21 protein-coding genes and 1 tRNA gene are annotated in these 23981 nt (G+C 65.5%); 6 read left to right on the top strand and 16 right to left on the bottom strand.

The window, feature by feature from the left end; translation table 11 throughout:
- Nucleotides 1-7: 7 nt before the first annotated feature.
- The 4 genes from AC1VVM_RS16255 to rimO form a co-directional block, all read right to left on the bottom strand.
- Nucleotides 8-547: a hypothetical protein gene (locus AC1VVM_RS16255; RefSeq protein WP_482904648.1), complete on the bottom strand. Its 540-nt coding sequence runs from the start codon at nucleotides 545-547 to the stop codon at nucleotides 8-10.
- Nucleotides 537-1298 carry a competence/damage-inducible protein A gene (locus AC1VVM_RS16250; protein ID WP_132386673.1) on the bottom strand — a complete coding sequence of 254 codons (762 nt, stop codon included), beginning with the start codon at nucleotides 1296-1298 and terminating at the stop codon, nucleotides 537-539. The genes AC1VVM_RS16255 and AC1VVM_RS16250 overlap by 11 nt, the downstream gene beginning before the upstream one ends.
- 76 nt (nucleotides 1299-1374) lie before the next feature.
- Nucleotides 1375-2823, bottom strand: a complete 1449-nt coding sequence (locus AC1VVM_RS16245) for a serine hydrolase domain-containing protein (protein WP_482955510.1) — start codon at nucleotides 2821-2823, stop codon at nucleotides 1375-1377.
- Between the two features lie 1024 nt (nucleotides 2824-3847).
- Complete coding sequence (rimO, locus tag AC1VVM_RS16240; protein ID WP_132386669.1) at nucleotides 3848-5227, bottom strand: 30S ribosomal protein S12 methylthiotransferase RimO; 1380 nt, start codon at nucleotides 5225-5227, stop codon at nucleotides 3848-3850.
- A gap of 499 nt (nucleotides 5228-5726) precedes the next feature.
- Here rimO and AC1VVM_RS16235 point away from each other — a divergent pair, with 499 nt between their 5' ends.
- Complete coding sequence (locus AC1VVM_RS16235; protein WP_482904645.1) at nucleotides 5727-6119, top strand: DUF1761 domain-containing protein; 393 nt, start codon at nucleotides 5727-5729, stop codon at nucleotides 6117-6119.
- Here AC1VVM_RS16235 and AC1VVM_RS16230 read toward each other — a convergent pair.
- The 4 genes from AC1VVM_RS16230 to serS form a co-directional block, all read right to left on the bottom strand.
- On the bottom strand, nucleotides 6111-7175 hold the full coding sequence (locus AC1VVM_RS16230; protein WP_482955509.1) for a potassium channel family protein: 1065 nt from the start codon (nucleotides 7173-7175) through the stop codon (nucleotides 6111-6113). The two genes, AC1VVM_RS16235 and AC1VVM_RS16230, sit on opposite strands and share 9 nt — an antisense overlap.
- A gap of 11 nt (nucleotides 7176-7186) precedes the next feature.
- Entirely contained in the window at nucleotides 7187-8302 is a 1116-nt protein-coding gene (locus AC1VVM_RS16225) for a LysM peptidoglycan-binding domain-containing protein (protein ID WP_482904643.1), read from the bottom strand.
- The gene (gene surE, locus AC1VVM_RS16220) at nucleotides 8299-9063 is read right to left on the bottom strand and encodes a 5'/3'-nucleotidase SurE (protein WP_132386662.1); all 765 of its coding nucleotides are present in this window, start codon (nucleotides 9061-9063) and stop codon (nucleotides 8299-8301) included. The genes AC1VVM_RS16225 and surE overlap by 4 nt, the downstream gene beginning before the upstream one ends.
- A gap of 161 nt (nucleotides 9064-9224) precedes the next feature.
- Complete coding sequence (serS, locus tag AC1VVM_RS16215) at nucleotides 9225-10505, bottom strand: serine--tRNA ligase (RefSeq protein ID WP_482904642.1); 1281 nt, start codon at nucleotides 10503-10505, stop codon at nucleotides 9225-9227.
- Nucleotides 10506-10877: 372 nt separating this feature from the next.
- Between serS and AC1VVM_RS16210 the strand changes: the two genes are divergently transcribed.
- The gene (locus tag AC1VVM_RS16210; protein WP_482904641.1) at nucleotides 10878-12092 is read left to right on the top strand and encodes a methyl-accepting chemotaxis protein; all 1215 of its coding nucleotides are present in this window, start codon (nucleotides 10878-10880) and stop codon (nucleotides 12090-12092) included.
- A gap of 109 nt (nucleotides 12093-12201) precedes the next feature.
- Here the strand turns inward: AC1VVM_RS16210 and AC1VVM_RS16205 are convergent.
- Nucleotides 12202-12276, bottom strand: a tRNA-Val gene (locus AC1VVM_RS16205).
- 89 nt (nucleotides 12277-12365) lie between these two features.
- On the opposite strand from AC1VVM_RS16205, the gene AC1VVM_RS16200 reads away from it, so the two are divergent.
- Nucleotides 12366-12653, top strand: coding sequence for a DUF3297 family protein (locus tag AC1VVM_RS16200; RefSeq protein ID WP_132386656.1), 288 nt, complete (start codon nucleotides 12366-12368; stop codon nucleotides 12651-12653).
- A 59-nt stretch (nucleotides 12654-12712) separates the two neighbouring features.
- Here the strand turns inward: AC1VVM_RS16200 and AC1VVM_RS16195 are convergent, their stop codons facing one another.
- The gene (locus AC1VVM_RS16195) at nucleotides 12713-13393 is read right to left on the bottom strand and encodes a CHAP domain-containing protein (RefSeq protein WP_482955508.1); all 681 of its coding nucleotides are present in this window, start codon (nucleotides 13391-13393) and stop codon (nucleotides 12713-12715) included.
- Between the two features lie 255 nt (nucleotides 13394-13648).
- On the opposite strand from AC1VVM_RS16195, the gene der reads away from it, so the two are divergent.
- A complete protein-coding gene (der, locus tag AC1VVM_RS16190; RefSeq protein WP_132386652.1) occupies nucleotides 13649-15028 on the top strand; it encodes a ribosome biogenesis GTPase Der in 1380 nt (459 codons plus the stop codon).
- 30 nt (nucleotides 15029-15058) lie between these two features.
- Here the strand turns inward: der and AC1VVM_RS16185 are convergent, their stop codons facing one another.
- A complete protein-coding gene (locus tag AC1VVM_RS16185) occupies nucleotides 15059-16222 on the bottom strand; it encodes an AI-2E family transporter (protein ID WP_132386650.1) in 1164 nt (387 codons plus the stop codon).
- A 148-nt stretch (nucleotides 16223-16370) separates the two neighbouring features.
- Between AC1VVM_RS16185 and AC1VVM_RS16180 the strand changes: the two genes are divergently transcribed.
- Complete coding sequence (locus AC1VVM_RS16180) at nucleotides 16371-18461, top strand: prolyl oligopeptidase family serine peptidase (RefSeq protein WP_482955507.1); 2091 nt, start codon at nucleotides 16371-16373, stop codon at nucleotides 18459-18461.
- On the opposite strand, the gene AC1VVM_RS16175 is transcribed toward AC1VVM_RS16180, so the two are convergent.
- From AC1VVM_RS16175 to AC1VVM_RS16155, 5 genes are all read right to left on the bottom strand, one after another.
- On the bottom strand, nucleotides 18451-19506 hold the full coding sequence (locus tag AC1VVM_RS16175; RefSeq protein WP_482955506.1) for an NAD(P)H-dependent flavin oxidoreductase: 1056 nt from the start codon (nucleotides 19504-19506) through the stop codon (nucleotides 18451-18453). The two genes, AC1VVM_RS16180 and AC1VVM_RS16175, sit on opposite strands and share 11 nt — an antisense overlap.
- Before the next feature lie 24 nt (nucleotides 19507-19530).
- Nucleotides 19531-20010 (bottom strand): bacterioferritin, encoded by a 480-nt coding sequence (gene bfr / locus AC1VVM_RS16170; protein ID WP_132386644.1) that lies wholly within the window; start codon nucleotides 20008-20010, stop codon nucleotides 19531-19533.
- Nucleotides 20011-20113: 103 nt separating this feature from the next.
- A complete protein-coding gene (locus AC1VVM_RS16165) occupies nucleotides 20114-20308 on the bottom strand; it encodes a (2Fe-2S)-binding protein (protein WP_132386642.1) in 195 nt (64 codons plus the stop codon).
- Between the two features lie 85 nt (nucleotides 20309-20393).
- Entirely contained in the window at nucleotides 20394-21695 is a 1302-nt protein-coding gene (locus AC1VVM_RS16160; protein ID WP_482955505.1) for a DUF418 domain-containing protein, read from the bottom strand.
- Between the two features lie 101 nt (nucleotides 21696-21796).
- A complete protein-coding gene (locus AC1VVM_RS16155; RefSeq protein WP_482955504.1) occupies nucleotides 21797-22954 on the bottom strand; it encodes an SPOR domain-containing protein in 1158 nt (385 codons plus the stop codon).
- A 293-nt stretch (nucleotides 22955-23247) separates the two neighbouring features.
- On the opposite strand from AC1VVM_RS16155, the gene AC1VVM_RS16150 reads away from it, so the two are divergent.
- Entirely contained in the window at nucleotides 23248-23973 is a 726-nt protein-coding gene (locus AC1VVM_RS16150; RefSeq protein ID WP_132386636.1) for a ParA family protein, read from the top strand.
- Nucleotides 23974-23981: the final 8 nt, after the last annotated feature.

Here is a 23981-nt window from a genome sequence, read left to right as displayed (position 1 = left end):
AACGCGGTTATGGCTCCAGCGCCTCGCGCTGGTAGCATTCGACGACGAGGCTGATCGGCTTCCCGTCGGGCAGGCGCAGCAACGCCCGGTGCGTGAGGAACGTGCCGGGCGGGCAGCCTTCGAGCCGACCGTGGCGTGCTTCGAGCCGCTCGCGCGTGAAGTGCAGCGGGGCGACCACTTTGCCGAAAGGCGTGTCGGTGGAGGCCAGCGTGGCATTCATGGCATCGGTCAGGCGCGCGGGCACGAACCAGTTGTGCGCTTCGGACAGCGTCACCCCGTCGCAGGTCAGGCGGACGTGGCGATAGCCCAGCGTTTCGTGGTCCGAGACCTCCAATAGGGCGCGGGCGTCGGAGGGAAGGGCGGAGTCCTCCCCCTTCACCGGCTGTGCAGTCACGAGCGGCGCATCGGCGCTGTGATGCGCGGCGCACCATTCGCCCAGCGCGGCCGTGGCGCTGTCGTTACGGGCAAGCAGTTGCTCGAACTCGGCTTGTTGCGGGGCCGAACCGGCAAGGAAGATCGACGCGAGCGGAATAAGCTTAGATCCCACCCGGGACTGCCGCCTTGCCGAGCGCGGTCAGGCCGTCGATCAGGGCATGGGCGCAGGCCGCCAGCTCTTCGGCATTGACCGATCGGATCACGAAATTGGCGCCGGTGCGGCCTTCGCCCCAGAACGGGTAGGAGCCGATCTGGCAGCTTTCGAAAGCCTTCTCGGTCTCGCGCAGCAAGTCGGCCACTTCGCTTTCGCCCACCCAGCAGCCGATCGTTTCAGAAAGAAGCGGCGCGCCGCCTTCCAGAGTGCCGGTCAGGGCGTCGAGCATGCCAGCGGTGATGCTGGGCACGCCGGCCATGATGAAGACGTTCTCGTACCGGATGCCCGGCGCGCCGGTGTAGCGGTTGGGGATCAGGCTGGCGCCTTCGGGCGTGCGGGCCATGCGCAGGCGCGCTTCGGTAAGGCTGCCGCGCGTCTCGTAATAGGTTTCGAGAATCGCCCGTGCCTCGGGATGGACGATCACCGGCACGCCGAGTGCTTCGGCAATGGCGTCCACGGTGATGTCGTCGTGCGTCGGGCCGATGCCGCCGGTGGTGAACAGATAGTCGTTACGCGCGCGCAGCAGGTTCACGGCCTCGACGATGGCGGCGGTATCGTCTGCCACCACGCGCACTTCCTTGAGGCGGATGCCCTGCACCTGCAGCCAGGTGGCTACTTGCGCGATGTTCCTGTCGTGTGTGCGACCGGAGAGGATCTCGTCACCGATGACGACGAGGGCGGCGGTGTAGATACGCGACGAATCGACCATGCGCTTTGGCTAGCCGACCCGAACGGACACCGCCACCCGTGGCGCGTCAATCTTCAGCCCGACGGTGCTCGTACCGTCAATCTTCTGAAGGCATGACGATGAACTGCTCCCACGCGCCATTCGCGCCGGGCTCGGCGTAAGTCGAGACCGCGAGCTTGCGCTTGCCGAAGGTGGCGGTGAAAGTGCGGTTGACGAAACCGCCGCGCAGCTTCGGCTTGCCGGCGGGCTCGAAAGCGGTGAGCGGGCCGAGCGGGGTCAGGCTTTCGCGATAGTCCTTGCGCACGGCGGCCGAGAAATAATCGCGAGCATGGGCGGTGAAGCCGGCCGGATCGAACTTGCCCGCCACCAACGCTTCCAGTTGCGCACGGGCATCCGCCGTGCGCGCCGCTTCGCCGCTGTCGAGCGGCAGGTCGCGCGGCATGACGATATCCGCAATCGCCGAGGTGAGCGTGCCCGTCACCGAGCCGAAGTCCGCATTGGTGAGGACGACGATGGCGACGTCGCTGTCGGGGTACATCGTGGCCTGCGAGAGGAAACCGGTCGATTCGCCCCCGTGGTTGATGATTCGGCGACCGTCTGCGGTGCGGGTGAACACGCCGAGCCCGTAAGCGGAGTTGGTTCCATCCGCGAGGATGATCGGGGCTTCCTGTTCCTCCCAGTCGGCGGCGGGCAGCAGCGTGCGATGTAGGCGGGCAATGTCCCAGCGCGCCAGATCGGAGGCGGTCATCGAGATTTCACCGGCGGCCCAGAGCCAGCCCGAGGCAGGCGGCGAGGCCGGCACGACCGGGCCCAGCGCATAACGGTGATAGCCCTGCGGGAAGCCGGGCTTGTTGGTGTCGTCCAGCTTCAGCGGATGGAGGCCGAGCGGCTGGAACAGCTCCCGCTCGAACAGCGTCCACAGCGGTGCACCGCCCGCCTTCTCGGCAATCAGCCCGGCGACGACATAGCCGGTGTTCGAATATTGCCAGCGCGTGCCGGGCTTGTAGTCGAGCGGTGCAGTGGCCCAGCGCCGGACGATTTCCTCCGGCTTCACCGGGGTGTGCATGTCGACGAAGTCATAGTCCTGCGGCCAGAAGTCGCGCAGGCCGGACGTGTGCGACAGCAACTGGCGGATGGTGATTTCGTCCCCGCCGGACACGCCGGTCAGGTACTTCGAAACCTTGTCGTCAAGCGAGAGCTTGCCCTGATCGCGCAGCTTGAGGATCAGCGCGCCGAGGAACTGCTTGGAGTTGGACGCGATCTGGTAGGGCTGGTCGAGGCGGGCGGGCATGCCGTCCGCTGCCTTGCCCCAGGCTTTGGCCAGCACGATCTGGCCGCCGCGCGCGATGGCGACTTGCGCCGAAGGTACACCGCTCTGCGCCAGCGCCTTGGCGACGGCGGCGTCGATGGCCTGTTCCTGCGCGGGCGTGAGCGCGGTGCTGGCTGTGCTCGCGCCTGTGGGCGGTGCGGCCTGCGCGGCGGCGATGTTGGGGGACAGGATGAGTGCGCCGGCGGCAAGCAGGCGGGCAAGGACGGTGCGGTTCATGACGCGACGCTTAAATGCAACGCCCGCGAATTCAATGCCGGGATTGCGCGGAAGCTGCGCAAAAAGAAAGGGCCGATCCGAAGACCAGCCCGTAGAAGTTTTGGGAGAGGATGCCTGAAAGGCCAGTTCCTTATGCTCGCAGACATGTTTTGCTGCAAATGCGAAAAAATCGGCCTTGGTTGCGATTTATGCAACCAATCGCCTGGGCGAAGTGGCGGAACTCCGTCGGTCTGGTTTGACGCATTTGCATTTTCGCGCATTTGTGAGGCCGCATAATGCCGGAGAGCCATTCCGATGCGGTAGGGCGAGGGGCGTCCACGGGACGTGCAAAAGCCTCGCCATGCTCCGGACGGGCTGGCGGCAAAAAAGAAGGGCCGGTCCGAAGACCAGCCCCTTGGGAAGTTTTGGGAGAGGATGCCTGAAAGGCCTCCTCCATATGCTCGCCGGGCCGATTCTCCGCAAACGCGAAAAACTGGAGCATGGTTGCAAGGAGTGCAACTTTGCTGATGGATGAACGCGTGGAAATGCGTTGTTCAGATTTGTTTGTAATGCATTTGAACGGTGTTCGGGATGACCTTTGCCGGAGTTGGCAGGCTTTGCGCTAAGTTGGCGAGCAAGGCTGGGTTTCGAGCCGTTAAACCGGCGGGGGGCTAGCTGTGATCTTCATGGATCTCATCGTCATCCTCGCGAAGGCGGGGATCCCGCTTCCTTAGAGTGGAATGCGAGGTTGCAAGAAAGCGGGGCCCCCGCCTTCGCGGGGGCGACGGAAACAGGAAGAGGGCGGTCCGAGGAGAGCGCGCCTGATGCCGCGCACGCAAACGGTCCCGGCCCCATCACATGATGCTCCCGTGCAAAGCAGGCAAAAAAGAAGGGCCGGTCCGAAGACCAGCCCCTTTGGAAAGTTTTTGGGAGAGGATGCCTGAAAGGCCCGCTCCATATGCTTGTCGGACCGATTCTTCGCAAACGCGAAAAAATCGCCTTTGATTGCAAGACTTGCAACTCGAAGGTGCAGATCCGATCGCGGTCAGCCTTGAGTCAATGCCCCGTAGAGGTCGTGCTCGTCCGCGTCTTCGACAAGAACGTCAACGATATCACCAACTTGCAGATCGCCCACGTTGCGCAGGAAGACATTGCCGTCGATCTCGGGTGCGTCGGCCTGCGAGCGGGCGGTTGCACCGATTTCGCCATCTTCGTCCGGCTCGCCCACTTCGTCGATGATCACCGGGATCACGCGGCCGACTTTGGCCTGAAGCTTGGCGGCGCTGATCGCGGCGGTCTTTTCCATGATCCGCGCATAGCGCTCTTCCTTGACCTCTTCCGGCACCGGATTCGGCAGGTTGTTGGCTGAAGCACCCTCGACAGGTTCGAAACGGAAGGCGCCGACGCGGTCGAGCTGCGCTTCGTCCAGCCAGTCCAACAGGTACTGGAAGTCTTCCTCGGTCTCGCCGGGGAAGCCGACCACGAAGCTGGAGCGGATCGCGATATCCGGGCAGATTTCGCGCCACTTGTGCAGGCGTTCGAGCACCTTGGCCTCGTTCGCCGGACGCTTCATCGACTTCAGCACCGACGGCGCGGCATGCTGGAACGGAATGTCCAGATAGGGCGTCAGCAGACCCTCCGCCATCAGCGGGATCACCGCGTCGACATGCGGATAGGGGTAGACGTAGTGCATGCGCACCCAAGGCGCGCGGCCTTGCGCATCCTTCAACTGACCCAGCTCGCGCGCGAGGTCGGTCATGTGGGTGCGGACTTCATGGTCCTTCCACATGCGCGTCTCGTGCCGCACGTCGACGCCATAGGCCGACGTGTCCTGGCTGATGACCAGCAGTTCGCGCGTTCCGGCCTGCACCAGTTTTTCCGCTTCGCGCAGAACGGCGTCGATGCGGCGGCTTGCCAGCTTTCCGCGCAGAGACGGAATGATGCAGAACGAGCACGCGTGGTTGCAGCCTTCCGAGATCTTCAGATAGCTGTAGTGGCGCGGCGTCAGCTTCACGCCGGCTTCGTCGTAGATCTGCGGGATCAGGTCGACGTAGGGCGAAATCTCGGGCGGGGCGGCGTCGTGAACGGCCTCGACCACGGCTTCGTACTGGTGTGCGCCGGTGACGGCGAGCACGTCCGGGAAGCGGGCGCGGATCACGTCGGCCTCATTGCCCATGCAGCCGGTGACGATCACGCGGCCGTTTTCGGCAATGGCTTCACCGATTGCGGCCAGGCTCTCTTCCTTCGCGGAGTCGAGAAAACCGCAAGTGTTGACGAGCACGACATCGGCGCCGGCGTAGTCCGGGCTCATCGTATAGCCATCGGCGCGCAGGCGGGTGAGGATGCGTTCGGAGTCGACAAGCGCCTTGGGGCAGCCGAGGCTGACCATGCCGACCTTGGGCGGGGTGGGGATTTCAATAGCCATAGGGATGGCGGGCCCGATACTCCGATTGTGGCCGAGAGTCACGAATTGAATGGATTCCGGGCGAGTCGGCTCCGCTGCACTGGATCGATGATTGCCGTGCCGGGTGACGGCGGGTGCCATGCAAGTCATGGAAATCGCAACCGCCCGGCCGCTTTCGGCCGCCCGGATCGTGATCCATTGGGACGCTGGCCGATCTGATCGAAAACGGCGTCCGGAAGAGGCCCGTTCCGCATGCGGAGCCATTTCCTGTTCCAGCGCGCTGTCTCGGATTCGCGGGTGGTTTCCGGAGGCCCGTCGCGCGGCGACGATAGGCTGCGCGCACTTGCGCGCGCCGCTTGCGAGAGTTCCTCCGTGCCACTACCCCTATGATCGCAGGGTGCGCCGGGCGACGTGCGTGACGCGGTCGCCCTATTTGCCTGTGACTGGATCGATGGCGGCGAAGGTGTCGCAGCCCGGCTCGAATGGCCGGATGCGGCCGAATGAACGGAAAGGGATTGCAATGGGTCCGGTGAACTGGCTGGCAGTGTTCCTTGCGGCCGCGCTCGCGATTGCGGTGGGGCTGGTGTGGCATGGGCCGCTGTTCCGCACGGGGCGGCAACTCTTCCCGGGCAATTCGAAGCGTACGGCCAATTACGGCGTCGTCGGGTTGGTCATGCTGCTGGCGTCGATCATGCTCGGCCACAATTTCGCTCGCCTCGGCGAGGCCACGCTGGCGGCCAAGCCCTGGCTCTATTTCATGCAGAGCGGCGGCATTGCCATTTTCTTCGTTATTCCGGCGGTCTGGCTGACGCATCTGAGGCAATCGACCGAGCCGCTGAAGCGCGTGGTCGATTGCGCGTTCTGGCTGGTTGCCTATCTGGCGATGGGGCTGGTGTTCTGGGCGCTAGCCTGACCAATGCCCTGACGAATGATCGTCCAAAGGCGTGGTGGGCGTAATCTCGACCACTACGTCGCCGGATCGCAGCACTTTGGCCTCGTCTTCCCAGAAGCCGATCGTGCGGTTTTCGCGATAGATCCTGAGGCCGCGCCCGCCGCTGGCAAGCCGGTCCAGTGGCCCGCCGACTTCGCTGGGCAGGACCGGGCGCTCGACCAGTTGCACGCGCCCCGCCACCGAGGCGAGGTCCGACAGATATTCCGCCACGTGCTGCCCCTCGGCCGAACCCGCCAGCAAGAGGCCGGTGAAACGCACCGGGTTGATGACATTGTTGGCACCGGCCTGCCGCGCGAGCAATTCGTTGTCATCGGCGCGGATCACCACGGTGATCGGCACATCGGGCGCAAGATGGCGCGTGGTGAGCACGATCAAAACCGAGGTGTCGTCCCGTCCCGCCGAAACCAGCACGGTGCTGGCCGTGCCCACGCGGACGGCGTTCTGGATCTCGTCCCGCGTGGCATCGCCTTGCAGGACGTTGCAACCCAATCCCTCCGCAAGGGAGAGCCGCGCCTGCGCCGGATCGACGACGACGATGCGCGCCGGGTCAGTACCGCGTTCGACCAGTTCCTTCACCGCTTCCGAGCCGCTGACGCCGAAGCCGAGCACGACGATGTGGCCCTCAAGCCGCTCCTGGATCTGCTTCATGCGCCAAGTCTCCCAGCTGCGCTTGATGAAGAAGTTGTAGGCCGTGCCGACGAAAATGGTGATCACCGCAAGGCGGATCGGCGTGACCAGCACGGCCTCGATCAGCCGTGCGCGGTCGCTGACCGGCGCGATGTCTCCAAAGCCAGTCGTCGTGATCGAGATCATCGTGAAGTAGACGACGTCGAGGAAACTGACCTGCCCGTCGTGCGCGTCGTTCAGTCCGGTCCGGTCGGCCCAGTGGACCATGATGACGATGAAGATCAGCAGGAACGCCGCGCCCAGTCGCAGCGCGGCATCGGCCCAGACCGGAACCGCCAGCGAACGACGCAGCGGCCTGAAAACCGCACGAACGGGGCGTCTTTTCGACATGCCCCGGCAGGTTAGGGGGCCTTGGGCAACTCGTCCAGCGGATCGACGGGCTTGCCGTCCCGGCGCACTTCGAAGTGCAGTTCGTCGCCCTTGGCCAGGCCCGTATTGCCGACAAGGCCCACGCGCTCCCCGGCCGCGACCTTGGCGCCATCCTTGACGGTGACGCGGCTGAGGAAGCCATAGGCGGTGAACCATCCGCCGCCATGATCGAGCACGACGAGATTGCCGAACTGCTGCTTCTCGCTGCCGGCGAACTTCACGGTACCGGCAGCGGCGGCGCGGACCATGGTGCCTGCGGGGGCCTTGATGTCGATGCCGTCGTGCGGATCGGCGCCCGAGGCAAAGCGGCGGCCGAGCTTTCCGGCGACAGGCCAGAGGAAGCGGCTAGACGCGCGCGGCGGGGCCTTTTCGGTCGATTCAGCCGCCGTGACCGAAGCCTTGGCCGGAGGCGTCACGGGTGCCGGCGCCTTCGTCTCGACCAGCGTCGGGATCAGCAGCGACTGGCCGACTTTGACCGGCTTCTGCGGATCGAGGCCGTTGGCGAGCGCGACCTGTTCCCACGGCACCGCATATTGGTACGCGATCGAAAAGCCGGTCTCGCCGGACTTGACCGTATGGCGCCGCGTGCGCGGAATCCTGAGGTTCTGTCCGGTCCTCACGGCGTAGGGTGGCTGGAGGCTGTTCGCTTCGATGATCAGCACGCGCGCGACTTTGGCGCGCTCGGCAATGCCGCCGAGCGTCTCGCCCGGCTCGACGACATGGATTTCCTCGGTCTGGGCCGAGGCGGCGGCGGCGTTGCGAGCCACGACTTGCGCTTTCGCGGCGGTCCGGTTGGAGGCGGCTGCGGTCGGCCCGGGGACGGGCTCGACGGGTATGGTTTTTTTGGGGGCTGTCGGGCCCGTGTTCCCGCGCGGGATCGTCAGCTTCTGGCCGGCCTTGACCGTGTAGGGCTGCTTGAGCCCGTTGGCCTTGACGATGGCGCTCGCCGAAACCCCGGCGCGGTTGGCGATGCCGTTCAGCGTTTCCCCCGGCGCGACGACGTGCACCGTCTCCGCCTTGGTCGAGGCGAAGGCAGGCGAACCGGCCAACGCCAGCGCCGCAAACAGGGGAAACGCGCGGCGTATCATGCCGTGTAGCGGCTCGCGATCTGCGCCAGCGAGGCGTCGTGGGTAAGGTCGAGCTGGAGCGGCGTTACCGAAATGTAGCCTTCGGCAATGGCTTCCAGGTCGCTGTTGTGGCCCAGCGTATGCTCGATGCCGTGGAGGCCGAACCAGTAATACGGGAACCCGCGCGGATCCATGCCTTCGACGACCGAACCGCGCGCATAGTCATGGAAGCCCTGACGGACGACGCGGATGCCCTTCACGTCCTCGGCGGCGAGCGGCGGGAAGTTCACGTTGATCAGCGTGCGCGGCGCGAACGGCGCGTCGAGCAGCGGCTTCAGGACTTTCGCGCCCCATGCCTCGGCGGCCGAGAAGCTGACGTTGTTGCCGTGCCCTTCGCCCGAATAGACCTGGCTCAGCGCGATCGAGCGGATGCCCGCCAGCGCGCCTTCCATCGCCGCCGAGACAGTGCCGGAGTAGGTCACATCGTCGCCGAGGTTGGCGCCGCGATTGACGCCGGAGAGGATCAGGTCGGGCGGGCCGGGCATGGCCTTCTTGATGCCCATGGTCACCGAATCGGTGGGAGTTCCCGTCACCGAGAAGCGCTTGGGTGCGTGCTCGCGCATGCGCACCGGACGGGTCAGCGTCAGCGAGTGGCCGGCGCCGGACTGTTCCTCGCTCGGCGCGCAGATCCAGATGTCGTCCGAAAGCTGCGCGGCGATCTTCTCCAGCACATAGAGGCCGGGGGCGTTGATGCCGTCGTCGTTGGTGAGCAGGATGCGCATGGTGTCTCTCTTGCAATGTGGCGCAGGCCTGGTGGTCCAAGCGAAGCGCTGATCCATTCATCCTTTGACAAGCTCAGGATGAGCGGAGGGGAGGCTCAGCCTGGGTAAAATTGGAGGATACCCCCTCTCAATCCCGCTCAGGCTGAGCTTGTCGAAGCCCCTTAGAAGCAGGGCTCCAGCTTCTCGATCCCGCCCATCCACGGCTTGAGCGCCTCTGGCACCAGTACCGAGCCGTCTTCCTGCTGATAGTTCTCCAGCACGGCGACGAGCGTGCGGCCAACCGCGAGGCCTGAGCCGTTGAGGGTATGCAGGAACTCGGTCTTCTTCGAGCCTTCGGGCTTGTAACGCGCGTTCATCCGGCGGGCCTGATAATCGCCGCAGTTCGAGATCGAGCTGATCTCGCGGTAAGCGGCCTGCCCCGGCAGCCAGACTTCAAGGTCGAACGTCTTCTTCGCGGTGGCGCCCATGTCGCCGGCGCAGAGCAGCACCTTGCGATAGGGCAGTTCCAGCGCCTGAAGGATCGATTCGGCGGCAGCGACCATGCGCTCGTGCTCGGCTTCCGACTGATCGGGCTGGCAGACGGTGACGAGTTCCACCTTTTCGAACTGGTGCTGGCGGATGAACCCGCGCGTGTCGCGGCCCGCCGCGCCCGCTTCCGAGCGGAAGCAGGGGGTGAGCGCGGTCATGCGCAGCGGCAGGGTGTCCAGATCGACGATCTCGTCCTGCACCGCATTGGTCAGCGAGACTTCGGCGGTGGGGATCAGCCAGCGGCCGTCCGTCGTCTTGAACAGGTCTTCCGAGAATTTGGGAAGCTGGCCGGTGCCGAACACGGCCTCGTCCTTCACCAGCAGCGGCACGATGCATTCCATGTAGCCGTTGGTGGCGGTCTGCGTGTCCAGCATGAACTGTGCGAGCGCGCGGTGGAGGCGGGCCATCTGGCCCTTCAGAAACGTGAAGCGCGCGCCGGAAATCTTCGCGCCGGTCTCGAAATCGAGGCCGAGTGCCGGGCCGAGGTCGGCATGTTCCTTGGGCTCGAACGCGAACGTGCCCGGCGTGCCCCACTTGGCGACTTCGACGTTCTGCGTCTCGTCCTCGCCGTCCGGCACTTCGGCGACGGGGATGTTGGGCAGGCCCGCGAGTGCATTGTGAAGCCGGGCGGAAAGCTCCTTTTCCTCGGCTTCGAGCGCGGGGAGGGTGTCCTTGAGCTGGGCGACTTCGGCCTTCAGCGCTTCGGCCGTGGCGCTGTCGCCCTGGCCCATGGCCTTGCCGATTGCCTTCGACGCTTCGTTGCGGCGATTCTGCCCTTCCTGCATGCGCGTCGCGACCGAGCGGCGCTGCTCGTCGAGCGCGAGGATGTCAGCGGCCACGGGGAGGGCCCCACGGCGGGCGAGGCCGGCGTCGAACCCTTCGGGATTCTCGCGGATCAGGCGGATATCGTGCATGGGGCGGGGCTATGCCGTCTCGCGCCCGCAGGCGCAAGATTGGGCCGCAACCTTTGCGCCGAAGTCGGCGGCAGAGTTGAGGGCCGGGCCCGGGACTTCAGTCCGGCCACGCCGTTTATCAAAAAAGAACCATTAAAATACTGAAAGGTGTACTTTCGACATTGCTGTTGAGAATTGGTCGCAACGAAAGGCCCTGATCGGCCATCTATAACGCCCTTGGGAGCCCGCGAAAGCTGGAACGGGTCCGGCTCAAGCGGGCGGGATGGGGAAAATACTATGGAATGGTTTAGGGCTAATGCACCTATTCGTCTTAAATTATTGATTGCATTCGGAAGTCTTGTTGCACTGACGGTCGCCAGTGGACTTGCTGGCATGGACCTTGGGGGAGGTCGGGCCGTTTGGGCGGTTCTTGGCGTAGCCGTGATCGCCGCAGTGCTCAGCCACGCCTATCGCGAGGCGATTGCCGGGCCTTACGTCGCCACCGTGGTGCGTATGGAGGGGCTGGCGGCCGGCGACCTCGAAAGTCCGATCCAGTTCACCGACTACCGCGACTGCGTGGGCCGCATGACCCAGGCCATGTTCACGTTCCGGGCGACCGCGCAGGCCGAGATCGTCAAGGGCGAGGAAGCGCAGCGCAATGCCCAGGTCGTGCAGGGCATGGCCGACAATTTCCGCCGCCTTTCCGAGGGGGATCTGACGGCGGATATCGTCGAGAACTATCCGGGCGAATATGCCGCGCTCAAGGAGAGCTTCAACGAGGCGCTCGCCAGCCTTCGCGGGCTGCTGGGATCGGTGAAGTCCGGCACGCAGAACAGCCTCGTCGGCTCGCGGGAGATCGCGCAGGCGTCCGAGGATCTCGCGCGGCGGACGGAGGCCAATGCGGCCAGCCTCGAACAGACGGCTGCGGCGATCCAGCAGATCGACCATCGCCTCAAGGCCACGGCCGAGGCAGCGGCGCTCTCGGTCTCGACGTCCGGTCAGGCGATGACGGCGGTGTCCGAAGGGCGTGCCCGCACCGATGCAGCGGTGGAGGCGATGAGCCGGGTGAGCGACAGCGCCAAGGGCATCGACGCCGTGATCGAGGGGCTCGACAAGATCGCGTTCCAGACCCGCGTTCTGGCGATGAACGCGGCGGTCGAGGCGGGCCGTGCGGGCGACGCGGGGCGCGGGTTTGCGGTCGTCGCCGATCTCGTTTCGGCACTGGCGATGCGGGCCGAGGAAGAATCGAAGCGCGCCCGCGACCAGCTTGGCGTTACCCAGACCGATATCGAAGTGGCGGTGGAGGCCGTCCAGAAGGTCGATTCGGCTTTCGGGGTGATTTCCGCCTCGGGTGAGGAAGTCACGCGCCTTGCCGGGCTGATCGCGGCCGACAACGATGCGCAGGCCGCTGCCATCAGCGAAATCAACGCGGCGGTCGGCGCGATGGACCATTCGACTCAGCAGAACGCGGCGATGGTCGAGCAGACTTCGGCAGCGGCGCGCAATCTGACGTCCGAAGTGGCGTCTCTGGCGGCGGAAGCGGATCGATTTCGCATGATGCCCGCGCAGACGGGTTTCCGCCCGACGCTGGTCGGCAGCCGCATGTGAACATGCATCCGCCGCGAGGGCGCACGCGTCTTCGCGGCGGACCCACTGGGGTCCGATGCTGCATTCAAGTCTTTGGTGGGAAAAGAGAAAGGTGCCATCCTGAAGAGGATGGTGGGCGCGGCAGGGATTGAACCTGCGACCCCACCCGTGTGAAGGGTGTGCTCTACCACTGAGCTACGCGCCCGCCGAATGGACTGTGTCCGATGCGGAAGCGCGCCTCTAGATGAGTCGGATCGAATTGACAAGCGGCCATGGTGAATTAAATCGCGGGCCATGACCGAAGAGACCAACGTCGGCCCCGACGTGCCGCCCGACCGCCTTGCCATCCACTCGAAGAGCGCGTTTTTCGACGCCGACAAGCTGCAACGCGGCGTCGGCATCCGCTTCAAGGGCGTGGTGCGTACCAATGTCGAGGAATATTGCATTTCCGAAGGCTGGGTGCGCGTGCAGGCGGGCAAGACCCTCGATCGCAAGGGTAATCCGCTGACCGTCAAGCTCTCGGGCCCGGTCGAAGCCTGGTACGAGGACCTTGGCGAGGGCGCGCCTGTCGCCAAGCTCTGATCGCGGCTTGAATGGAAATCGGGCCGCCACGACGCGGCCCGTTTTTCCTCAATCCCCGCTCAACGATAGGTTCCGGCGATAATCGCGCCGATGGGGTCGCTGCGGCGGCCCTTTTTCGTGGGTTTGAGGCCGGTTTCCGGCGGACTGGCGGGGGCGGGCGTTGCCGCGTCCTCGCCCGATACCGATTCGAGCCGGGCCTGGCCCAGGTCCTTCACGGCTCCGGGCTTCGCATTGTAGATGAAGCCCTCGACCGGCCAGTGCGTGGTGCCGAGGTTGTGGATCGGCGCGTACCAGATGCGCACTTCGCTCCAGTCATTGTCCGGCGATACATCAAGCGCGGTGACATTGTCCTCTACCTGACCGCGCCGTCCCTCGATGGGGGACCAGTTGGCGTGACTGATCAGAATCGTCCGCGAATCGACGATGCGGCTCACGGTCGCGACATGGCCGAGGTGCGAGTTCGCATAGGCCGGAATCGCCATGACCGCGCCGACGCGAGGCCGGTGGCCAGTGGCATAGCGGCCTTGCGCCTGATCCCACCAGGTATGGGCGTCGCCAAAGATCCGGATGCCCGAAAGCCGCCGCGCATAAGGCACGCATTCGAGGTAGTCGGGACCCTTGATCTCGCTCCCGCCGCCGTCTGCCCCGGCCATGACGTCGTCGATCGCCGAGCGCGCGCTCGCCGGTGCTGCCGCCGCGAGAGCGAGGCCTAAGATGATGAATCTGCGGTAACCCTTCATGTTTGCCATGTTCGGCGGAGAGGGTTAGGGGCTTCCTGAATAATGTGGTTAACGGCGCGGTAACTATTTCGGCCGCGAATCCGCATAAGATCGTCGCTTCAAGTGCCGATCCCGACTGCCGGTTGCCTTTTTTCGATCTGCCGCGATTTGCGGAATCGCCCGGCCTTGACGCCTGACTTCGCATTAGCGGAACGCGGGGCGTTTCCATTTGCGCCGAATTCCCCTATCGGCGCGAATCCTTTATCGAGTTCTTATATGCTTCCCCAGGTGATCATCATCGGCCGACCCAACGTCGGCAAGTCCACGCTGTTCAATCGGCTCATCGGCAAAAAGCTCGCGCTTGTCGACGATCAGCCGGGCGTCACGCGTGACCGCCGCTTCGGCGATGCGGAACTGCTGGGGCTCAAGTTCCAGATCGTCGACACTGCCGGTTGGGAGGACGACGAGGCCGAAACCCTGCCGGGCCGGATGCGCAAGCAGACCGAAGCCGCGCTGGAAACCGCCGATGTGGCGCTGTTCGTGGTCGACGCGCGCGCGGGCCTCACCCCGCTGGACGAGGAGATCGGCCAGTGGCTGCGCGCCTCGCCGGTGCCGGTGGTGCTGCTGGCCAACAAGGCCGAGGGCCGCGCGGGCGAGGGCGGCGTGCTCGAAGCCTATTCGCTGGGCCTTGGCGAGCCGATCACGTTTTCGGCCGAGCACGGCGTCGGCATGGCCGACCTCTTCGAGGCTCTGCTGCCGCACCTCGATTCGCTTCAGCCCGAAGAGCCGGAGTTCCCGGAGGAAGTGGACGACGAAGCGCTGCTGCGCCGGCCGCTCAAGCTGGCCATCGTCGGCCGTCCGAATGCGGGCAAGTCCACACTGATCAATCGCATTCTGGGTGAGGACCGCCTGCTCACCGGGCCGGAAGCGGGAATTACCCGCGATTCGATCACGGTGGACTGGGAATGGACCGATCCCAAGACGCAGGAAGTGCGGCAGGTCAGCCTGATCGACACCGCAGGCATGCGCAAGCGCGCCAATGTAACCGAGAAGCTGGAGCGCATGGCCGTGGCCGATGCGCGCCATGCGATCGACTTTGCCGAAGTCGTGGTGCTGTTGCTCGACGCCACGCGCGGGCTGGAGCATCAGGATCTCACCATCGCCTCCAAGGTGCTGGAAGAAGGCCGCGCGCTGATTATCGCGATCAACAAGTGGGACGTGGCGGAAGGCGCCTCGGCCCTGTTCAACGGCATTCGCGGGGCGCTGGACGAGGGTCTGGCACAGGTGCGCGGAGTGCCGCTGCTCGCGGTTTCGGCGCGGACCGGCAAGGGTCTGGACGAACTGATCGCTGCCGGTTTCTCGATTCGCGAAGCCTGGAGCAAGCGCGTGCCGACTGCCGCGCTCAACCGCTGGTTCGACGATGCGCTTTCGGCCAATCCGCCGCCGGCGCCGGGCGGCAAGCGCATCAAGCTGCGCTACATCACGCAGGCCAAGACCCGCCCGCCGGGCTTCGTGCTGTTCGGTACCCGCCTCGACCTGCTGCCCGAGAGCTATCGACGCTACCTGATCAACGGCATCCGCCGCGAACTGGGCTTTGACGCGGTGCCGATCCGCCTCAACTTGCGCAGCGCCAAGAACCCTTTCGCCAACAAGTAAGCAGTTTACAAAACGGCAGCGCGTTCGTCCTCAGGACGGGTGCGCTGCCGTTTCCGCGTCCGGCTGTGGCTGGTCGGCGGTCATGTTCGCGTCTTCGTGTTCGATGGCGCGGGGATCGATCATGCCGCGGCTGTTGCGCATCTCGCTCATCAGGCCCCAGACCGAGATGAACAGGGCGGCGATCACCGGCCCGACGATGAAGCCGTTGAGCCCGAACACCTGAAGCCCTGCCAGCGTCGCGATCAAGACCACGAAGTCGGGCAGGCGCGTGTCGCGGCCTACCAGGATCGGGCGCAGCAGGTTGTCGATCATGCCGATCACGAACATCCCGCAAAAGGCGAGGATCGCGCCGTGCCAGATGTGGCCGGTGGCCAGCAGGTAAAGCGACATGGGCACCCAGACGAGGCCCGTGCCGACAGCGGGAAGCAGCGAGAAGAAACCCATCAGCACGCCCCACAGGAGCGAGCCGGGGATGCCCAGCAGCGAGAAGATGATCCCGCCGACAAGGCCTTGCAGGATGGCGACGACTACGGTGCCCTTCATCGTCGCACGCACGACGACGATGAAATTCACGATCAGCCGGTCGCGCAGGTGCGGGCGCAGGGGCATGGCCTCGCGGATCAGTTCGCCGTAGCGGCGGCCGTCGCGCAGCAGGAAGAAGGTGAGGTAGAGCATCACGCCCAGCGCCGCGAGGAAGCTGAGCGCGCCTTGCCCGGCCGAAACCAGCTGCGTGGCCAGTCCCTGAAGCCCGGTTGCGATCCCGGCGCCGAACTGGCGGCGCAGCGACTCGAAGTCGGCAAGGCCGTAGCGTTCGACCAGTCCCTCCACCGAATCCGGCAGCGATGACCGCAGCTTGGCGACGGTCTGGCCGATGTCGATCTGGCCGGAGGCGACCTTGTCGTAAATGACGGTCACTTCCTGCACCAGGCTGATGCCCAGCAGGATGGCGGGAATGATGAACAGCGCCAGCAGCATCAGCAGCATAAGCCCGGCCGCCGTATTGGGCCGGCCGCCCATGTTCTGCGAGAAACGGTGGGTCAACGGCTCGAACAGGATTGCCGCCACGACGCCCCACAGAACGGCGCCGAAATAGGGCATGAGCAGCCATGCGAAGGCGATGGAAACGAGGATGACGAGGAAGGCGAAGCCGTAATCTTCGAGACGGTAGGGCGGCTGCGGTCGTGGACTCTCCATGCTTCTGTCTTAGCACGATTTCAGCCTTGGCCAGTCCGGATCGGCTGCGGGGTGGATTTTTTCAGGCGACTGGGCGAGACAGGGCGGCCGGGCGGGGGACACAGGGGCCTTTCCGCTCATCCCATAACGAGAACCGGAGATCGCCGCCTTGCGCACCCCATTCGCCCTTCGACTTGCCGTCCTTGCACTTGGCTGCGCCGTCGTTCCCCTCGCGCCTGCGCTGGCCGACGATGCGGCCGGCGCTGGGCCCGAGCGCGGCTTCACGCCCGATGATCTGTTCAAGCTTTCGGGCGTGACCGACCCGCAGATCTCGCCCGATGGCAGCCGGATCGTCTACGTCCGCTCCAGTGCCGACGTGATGACCGACAAGCAGGTGCCCTCGCTCTGGATCGTCGATGCCACCAGCGGGGCGCAGCGACCGCTGGTAACCGGCCCGGGCGCGCATTTCTCGCCGGTCTGGTCGCCGGATGGCAAGCGGCTGGCCTTCGTCTCCAGCGACGGCACCGGCGCGCCGCAGCTCTACGTCCTGTGGCTGGACACCGGGGCGCAGGTGCGCGTGACCGATCTGCCGGACAGCCCAGGCAGCATTGCCTGGTCTCCCGATGGTCGGCAGATCGCCTATACCATGCGCGTGCCGGGTGAGGGCCTAAAGCTGGGTTCGGCGCCCGCGAACAAGCCGGAAGGCGCCAAGTGGGCCGATCCGCTCGAAGTGATCGACCGCGTGACCTATCGCGCCGATGGCGACGGCTATGCGCAGCCGGGCTACGCGCACATCTTCCTCGTCTCGACCGACGGCGGCGCGCCGCGCCAGTTGACGTTCGGCAACTTCGACGATTCCGGCCCGCTTTCGTGGACGCCGGACGGCAAGCGCATCCTGTTCTCAGGCAACCGCCGGGCCGACTGGGAGCGGGAGGTCAACAATTCGGAAGTCTACGCGCTCGACGTCGTCGGCGGGACGGTTTCGGCACTGACCACGCGCAATGGGCCGGACAACGGCGCGCTGGTCTCGCCCGATGGCAAGCACGTGGCCTATCTGGGCTATGACGACGTCAACCGGTCCTACGAGAATACCGAGCTTTACGTCATGAACATCGACGGTTCGGGCGTGCGGCCGCTCAGCAAGAGCTTCGACCATTCGATCGATTCCATCGCGTGGTCCGGCAATTCCACGATCCTTGCCCAGTATGACGATCATGCGCGGACGTACGTTGCCCGGGTCGGGCTCGATGGCTCGATCCGCACGGCGGTCGAAGGGCTGAGCCCGGGCAGCGGCTATGACCGGCCCTATACCGGCGGGGCCTTCTCGGTCTCGAACAACGGGCGCATCGCCTATACCTCGGGCACGGCGGCGCGGCCGGCGGACTTGTGGGTGAGTAATGGCGGAACCGGCCGGAAGCTGACCGATCTCAACGGCACCTGGATGGAGGCCAAGGCCTTGGCCCCGGTGCGCAAACTGGCTGTAACTGCGCCGGACGGGCGCCAGATCGACGCCTGGTTGGTGACACCGCCCGGCCTCCAGCCCGGCCAGCGCGCGCCGCTCATCCTTGAAATCCACGGCGGCCCCAACACGGCCTATGCGCCCGGATTCGCGACCGACTATCAGCTCTATGCCGCGCACGGCTATGCGGTGCTCTATACCAACCCGCGCGGCAGCACCTCGTATGGCGAGGCCTTCGCCAACCTGATCGACCGCGCCTATCCGGGCACCGACTATGACGACCTCATGGCCGCCGTCGATGCCGCGATCGCGGACGGGGTAGCCGATCCCAACAACCTCTTCGTCACCGGCGGCTCGGGCGGCGGCGTGCTGACGGCGTGGATCGTCGGCAAGAACGACCGCTTCAAGGCGGCGGTGACGCAGAAGCCGGTGATCAACTGGATCAGCGAAGCGCTGACGATGGACGCGACCACCTTCACGTCGCGCTACTGGTTCGACAAGAAGCCGTGGGAAGATCCGATGGAATATTGGCGCCGTTCGCCGCTGAGCCTTGTCGGCAACGTCAAAACGCCGACGATGGTCGTGGTGGGCTCCGAGGATTACCGCACGCCGGTGAGCGAGGCCGAGCAGTACTACGCGGCCTTGCAGATCCGCGGCGTGCCCACGGCGCTGGTGAAGGTGCCGGGTGCCAGCCACGGCGGCATTGCCGCGCGGCCCTCTCAGTCAGCGGCCAAGGCTTCGGCGATTCTGGCGTGGTTCGACAAGTACCGGACCGACAAGCCGGCTGCGGCTAAGCCGTAAGCCCGAGTTCGGCGGCGAGTTGGGCAACCAGCTCCGCCGCCGGCATCGACCGGGTCAGCGGCGCGCCTTGTCCCGCCCATTGCGCGCCGTAGAGGGGCTCTCCAGCGGCCTTCGCGGCGGCGTTGAGCGCCTTCCCGGCATGATAGGTGCGCGGATAGGCAGGCACGGGCGGCAGGTCCGGATGCTCGCCGAACTGCGTGAAGCGATTGGCGAGGCAGCGGGCAGGGCGGCCCGAAATCGCGCGCGTCATCGCCGTGTGACTGGCGGCATCGGACGCGAGCAGGGCACGGTAAGCGGTGTCCGCACTCGTTTCTGGGCAGGCGATGAAGGCGGTGCCGAGCTGCGCGGCGACGGCGCCAAGGTCCAGTGCCGCGCGAATGCCGGCGCCGTCCATGATCCCGCCCGCCGCGATGACCGGCAGCTTGCCCCAGCGCGCCAGCAGCCGCGTGAGCGCGAACGTGCCGAGCCGGTCGTCGCGCGCATCGGGATCGAACATGCCGCGATGGCCACCGGCCTCCCAGCCTTGCGCGACCAGCACGTCGATCCCGGCAGCAAGCGAGAGATCCGCTTCGGCAAGGCTGGTGACGCTGCCAAGCAGCAGACAGCCTGCCGCCTTGAGCGCGGCGATCGTCTCGGAATCGGGCAGGCCGAAATGGAAGCTGACCACGGCCGGTTTCGCCTCCAGAACGACCTCCAGCATCGCCGCGTTTCCGGCGAAGCTGTCGTAGATCGTCTCCAGCGCGGTGGGCGGCTGCGCGCCGTATTCCCGGAACAGCGGGGCGAGGGCATCAAGCCACGCCTGTTCGCCCGCCGGATCGGGGCGGGGCGTCTCGTGTACGAAGAGGTTGAGATTGAACGGACCGTCGGTGCGGGCGCGCAAGTCGGCGATCTGACGGCGGGCCTCGTCAGGCCCGATAGCGCCGAGTGCGAGCGAGCCCAGCGCGCCGGCATTTGAGACTGCGGCGGCAAGGGCGGGCGTGGAAGTGCCGGCCATCGGCGCCTGGATCAGCGGTATCGAAAGGCCAAGGCGCGCGATAAAATCCATGTCCGCCCGCGCGCCTGTCCGGTATCAGTCTTCCGCCGGCTTGCTCTGGAGCTGGCAGTAGTTCTGGATGCCCATGCGGGCGATCATGTCGAACTGCTTTTCAAGGAAGTCGACATGCTCTTCCTCGCTTTCGAGGATGCGCTCGAAGATCTCGCGGCTGACGTAGTCGCGCACCGTTTCGCAGTAGGCGATCGCTTCCTTGAGTAGCGGAATCGCATCGTATTCCAGCGCGAGGTCGGCTTTGAGCACTTCCTCCACGCTTTCGCCGATGCGCAGCTTGCCCAGCGCCTGGAAGTTGGGGAGCCCGTCAAGGAACAGAATGCGATCGGCCAGCACGTCGGCGTGCTTCATCTCGTCGATCGATTCGTGGCGCTCGTATTCGGCGAGCTTCTTGATGCCCCAGTTGTCCAGCATGCGGTAATGCAGCCAGTACTGGTTGATCGCGGTCAGCTCGTTGAAGAGCGCCTTGTTGAGGAAATCGATGACCTGCGGGTCGCCCTTCATGGGGGATGCTCCTGAAAATTTCAGGGGCATTATGGGCGCCTAAACAAAGGGAGGCAACCCGAGGGGGGCCCCGGGTTATCCCGCAGGACTATTCGCCGTGCCGTCAGGCAGCGGCGCTGAGCGGTGCGTCGAGTGCCGTCATTTCATCGGCGATGATGTCTTCGGCATCCTCGATGCATTGGCCGCACTGCGGGGTCCGTCCCAGTGCTGCGTAGAGCGCGTGGGCATCGCCCCGGCAGCAGCGTGCGGCGGTCCGCAGGTCGTTTTCCTTGATGGCGTTACAAATGCAAACGTACATGTGCGAATCCTCTTGGAACCCCATCATATGCAATTGCAAATGGATCGCAATAGCATTCTGAATCGGCGAAAATCCGCAAGAAAAGTCAGCTAGATAGCGGGCGGCGATTGTGCAGAAGGTAGCCTTCGACCAGCGATCGCCAGACCAGTTCCAGCGGTCCGCGCCGGTAGCGGCGCAGGAACGGCGCGCTCCAGCAGAGCATCACGCACCAGCCGATCAGCACGAAAAGCCACTGCTCCGCAGCGCCGACCCGGCCATAAAGCCCCAGTCCCCAGCCGAAGAACAGCGCGCTCATCAGCAGGGAGGTGCCGATATAGTTGCTGAACGCCACTTGCCCGCAGGCTGCGAGTCGCATGCCAAGGCGTGTGCGCAGCAGCGCCGGAGCAGCAGCCAGCAGCAGCGCGCCGTAGCCAAGTGCGGTCAGCAGATGCGGTATCAACAGACCCTTGCCGAGCATCATGTACATGGCGATCGGCGGGAAATGCCGCGGCCATGCCCAGCCGAGGGTGAGGGCGGAGAGCGCGAGTCCTACCGCCGTGGCACTTATTCCCACGGTCAGCAGCGTCCGGCGCGGCACGCCCCCTTGCGCGGCGCCAATGCGCTGGAGCACGAGACCGACCAGCATCAACGGCACCACTTCGCTCCATGCGTGCAGGGTCATGGTGATCAGCCAGAATGGATCGTCGCTCAGCTTGGTGCCGGCGATGTTCCAGAAACCGGAGTGGTAGAGCCGTGCCTGCGCTTCCGCCGCTTCCCGGTAAAGCGCGAGTCGCGCGGCGACCTCATGCCGTTCGGCCAGCGTGGCGACGCCCAGTCGCACCGCCTCTTCGGCGCGGGCCATCGGCACCGTAACGGCGAGGTCGATGATCGAGGCCGTCAACGCGATCCCGGCCGCTAGCCCCAGCAGAACCGCACAAGGCTGGCGCCGCACGAACAGTACGGCGATGCCGCAAGTGGCATAGACGAACAGGATGTCGCCCCACCACAGCAGCAGATAATGCAACTGCCCCAGCAGCATGAGCCAGGCGAGGCGGCGCACCTGCAAGACGTCGCCGTCCCGCCCGGCGGCGTCCATCCGCTCGCAATAGAGCGCGATTCCCGCGCCGAACAGCATGGCGAAAAGCGCGCGCATCTTCCCTTCGAAGAACAGGAAGCCGAGTGCATAGGCAAGTTCGTCGGAACGAGAGGCGGCTGCTGCAAATCCGGGTGAAGCGCTGCCTATTGCAGGGCCTGCGAAGCCGGAAATGTTGATCGCAAGGATGCCCAGCACTGCTACCCCGCGCACGAGGTCAAGCGTACCCAGCCGGTCAACGGCATGAACCGCACCGGACGCCTCGCTATCGTAGTGGACCTCGCGGGCGCTTTCGCCCGTCAATGCCTTCGGCATAGCCCCTGCCTCCCGCGAGCGAGGCTATGCCTCCGATTCGCGGGAGTCCATGGATATTCCGTCCGGGAGCGTGGGCGGCCCAGCAATCGCCGGGACGAAGGTTATTTCGGCGGGCTTACGATGCACTCATGGCCGGAGGAGCGGAGCGCGGTGCAGGCCTTGTCGGCTTCACCCTTGTTCGCGAAGCCGGTCGCATAGAGAAATGTGAGCGATCCGCCCTTCATCATATCGCGGCGGATGCCGGCGAATTCCGGCCGCTTCGACAGGCTGCCCCAGAGCTTGTCGGCATTGCCGGCGACGCCGAAGGCGCCGAGTTGAAGCCGCCAGCCGCCGTGTTGTGCTGGTGCGGGAGCGTGCTGTGTCGTGGGCGGGGTCACGGTTTTCTGCGCGATCGCTTTTGGAGCGACTGGTTTTTCCGGCGGAGCGACCGGCTTTTCCGGAGCGGGCGGCACTGCAAGGGCGACCGCCGCCGCACCGGGCATCGCGAGCGGTTTGCTGACGGGCGCGGGGGCCCCGCGCGTATAGTCGGCACCGGCCGTCGCCGTTCCCCCGGATAGCGCAGCTTCGCGGGCCGGGGCGACGGTCTGCGGCCGAGTCGCGGGAACGGCGGGCGTGTTCAGCGAGGCCGCCGCATCCAGCCGCGCCCGTGCAGCCTCCGATTCGGCGGCCATCTTCGATGCCAGCGCCACGCTCTCCTGTCGCTGCGCCAGCGGAATATGCTCGTCCATCTGCGCCAGTGCGCGGGCGGCCTGCGGCAATCCGGCCTGCTGGGCCAGACTCACCAAGGCATAGGCGGCCACCCAGTCCTTTTCGACGAAGTCGCCATTGAAGTGCGCGACTCCCAGAATGTACTGCGCCCGCGAATCGCCGCGCGCGGCGGCGGCGGCGATATAGGGCATCGCCTCTTCGCGCTGGCCGCGCTGGAACAGCAGCAATCCGTAGTTGTCGGCGGCCTGAACGTGGCCCTGCGCGGCGGCTTTGCCATAGAGCGTTTCGGCCTGCTCCAGATCGAGCGGTACCCCTCTGCCCATCTTGTAGGCCTGCGCCAGGTTGAATTCGGCATCGGCGTCGCCCTTGTCGGCCAGGGGGCGCCATTGCTGCACGGCGATATCGTACTGGCCGGACGACCAGGCATCGACTCCGGACTTTACGTCGGCGTGGGCGGTAGTGGCCGCAAGCGCGCCGATCAGGCAGCAGGCCCCGCTTTTGACGCCGCTTCTGGCGCCACTTGCAGCAAGGAAACGAAGAATTTTCTGCATCTTGTACCCGCCCCGATTCCCGTTCCGAATGGGTGCCATGCTTGGCGAAGATTGACGGATGACGCCAGTGGGATCCCGTGACAATGCGGGCCTCTGCCGAAAATTGGCGTTAACCGGCATGGTAAATACTTTCCTGAACCCATGATGCGATGACAGGCCAGAAGAGTAGCTGGGGGCAGGGTGGCGGCGCGCCACGCCGCTGCGGACCTAATTAACTCTAAATTAGGAACGATCTGCGAATCCCTTCCTCGTGACAGGTTCACTTTCCTAAGCGGAATTCAGGGGACAGGGCTTTGCGAGTACTGGCATTGGCATCGCAGAAGGGCGGTTCGGGCAAGACCACGCTCTCGGGACATCTTGCCGTCCAGGCCCAGCGCGCTGGTGCCGGGCCGGTCGTGCTGATCGACATCGACCCGCAGGGCTCGCTGGCGGACTGGTGGAACGAGCGTGAGGCGGAACTGCCCGCTTTCGCGCAGACCACCGTGGCACGCCTCGCCGCCGACCTTCAGGTCCTGCGCCAGCAGGGCTTCAAGCTGGCCGTGATCGACACGCCGCCGGCCATTACCCTGGCGATCCAGAGCGTGATCTCGGTATCCGAACTGATCGTGGTGCCGACCCGTCCGAGCCCGCATGACTTGCGCGCCGTGGGCGCCACTGTCGATCTGTGCGAGCGTTCGGGCAAGCCGCTGCTCTTCGTCGTCAACGCCGCCACGCCCAAGGCGCGAATCACGGCCGAAGCCGCTGTCGCGTTGTCGCAGCACGGCACCGTGGCGCCGGTGACACTGCACCAGCGGACCGACTTCGCCGCCTCGATGATCGATGGCCGCACGGTCATGGAGGTCGATCCAAACGGCCGCTCCGCACAGGAAGTCGCGGCGCTTTGGAACTACATTTCCGACCGTCTCGAAAAGAATTTCCGCCGCACCGTGTTCTCGGCCCCGCCGGTTCCCGGCCAGCCGGTGGTGCAGGGCGCACAGCGTCCGGTCGGTGGCTTCGGCCGCCGCGTCGTCGGATCCTGACGATGTCC

It is taken from the genome of Novosphingobium sp. BL-S-33 (assembly GCF_056857025.1).
This window is presented reverse-complemented; position numbering and strand designations above follow the sequence as displayed.

What these genes read in the sequence shown, in the direction of transcription:
- AC1VVM_RS16250 (WP_132386673.1), bottom strand. Translation starts at nt 1,298, where the DNA reads ATGGTCGATTCGTCGCGTATCTACACCGCCGCCCTCGTCGTCATCGGT.
- AC1VVM_RS16245 (WP_482955510.1), bottom strand. Translation starts at nt 2,823, where the DNA reads ATGAACCGCACCGTCCTTGCCCGCCTGCTTGCCGCCGGCGCACTCATC.
- rimO (WP_132386669.1), bottom strand. Translation starts at nt 5,227, where the DNA reads ATGGCTATTGAAATCCCCACCCCGCCCAAGGTCGGCATGGTCAGCCTC.
- AC1VVM_RS16235 (WP_482904645.1), top strand. Translation starts at nt 5,727, where the DNA reads ATGGGTCCGGTGAACTGGCTGGCAGTGTTCCTTGCGGCCGCGCTCGCG.
- AC1VVM_RS16230 (WP_482955509.1), bottom strand. Translation starts at nt 7,175, where the DNA reads ATGTCGAAAAGACGCCCCGTTCGTGCGGTTTTCAGGCCGCTGCGTCGT.
- AC1VVM_RS16225 (WP_482904643.1), bottom strand. Translation starts at nt 8,302, where the DNA reads ATGATACGCCGCGCGTTTCCCCTGTTTGCGGCGCTGGCGTTGGCCGGT.
- surE (WP_132386662.1), bottom strand. Translation starts at nt 9,063, where the DNA reads ATGCGCATCCTGCTCACCAACGACGACGGCATCAACGCCCCCGGCCTC.
- serS (WP_482904642.1), bottom strand. Translation starts at nt 10,505, where the DNA reads ATGCACGATATCCGCCTGATCCGCGAGAATCCCGAAGGGTTCGACGCC.
- AC1VVM_RS16210 (WP_482904641.1), top strand. Translation starts at nt 10,878, where the DNA reads ATGGACCTTGGGGGAGGTCGGGCCGTTTGGGCGGTTCTTGGCGTAGCC.
- AC1VVM_RS16200 (WP_132386656.1), top strand. Translation starts at nt 12,366, where the DNA reads ATGACCGAAGAGACCAACGTCGGCCCCGACGTGCCGCCCGACCGCCTT.
- AC1VVM_RS16195 (WP_482955508.1), bottom strand. Translation starts at nt 13,393, where the DNA reads ATGAAGGGTTACCGCAGATTCATCATCTTAGGCCTCGCTCTCGCGGCG.
- der (WP_132386652.1), top strand. Translation starts at nt 13,649, where the DNA reads ATGCTTCCCCAGGTGATCATCATCGGCCGACCCAACGTCGGCAAGTCC.
- AC1VVM_RS16185 (WP_132386650.1), bottom strand. Translation starts at nt 16,222, where the DNA reads ATGGAGAGTCCACGACCGCAGCCGCCCTACCGTCTCGAAGATTACGGC.
- AC1VVM_RS16175 (WP_482955506.1), bottom strand. Translation starts at nt 19,506, where the DNA reads ATGGATTTTATCGCGCGCCTTGGCCTTTCGATACCGCTGATCCAGGCG.
- bfr (WP_132386644.1), bottom strand. Translation starts at nt 20,010, where the DNA reads ATGAAGGGCGACCCGCAGGTCATCGATTTCCTCAACAAGGCGCTCTTC.
- AC1VVM_RS16165 (WP_132386642.1), bottom strand. Translation starts at nt 20,308, where the DNA reads ATGTACGTTTGCATTTGTAACGCCATCAAGGAAAACGACCTGCGGACC.
- AC1VVM_RS16160 (WP_482955505.1), bottom strand. Translation starts at nt 21,695, where the DNA reads ATGCCGAAGGCATTGACGGGCGAAAGCGCCCGCGAGGTCCACTACGAT.
- AC1VVM_RS16155 (WP_482955504.1), bottom strand. Translation starts at nt 22,954, where the DNA reads ATGCAGAAAATTCTTCGTTTCCTTGCTGCAAGTGGCGCCAGAAGCGGC.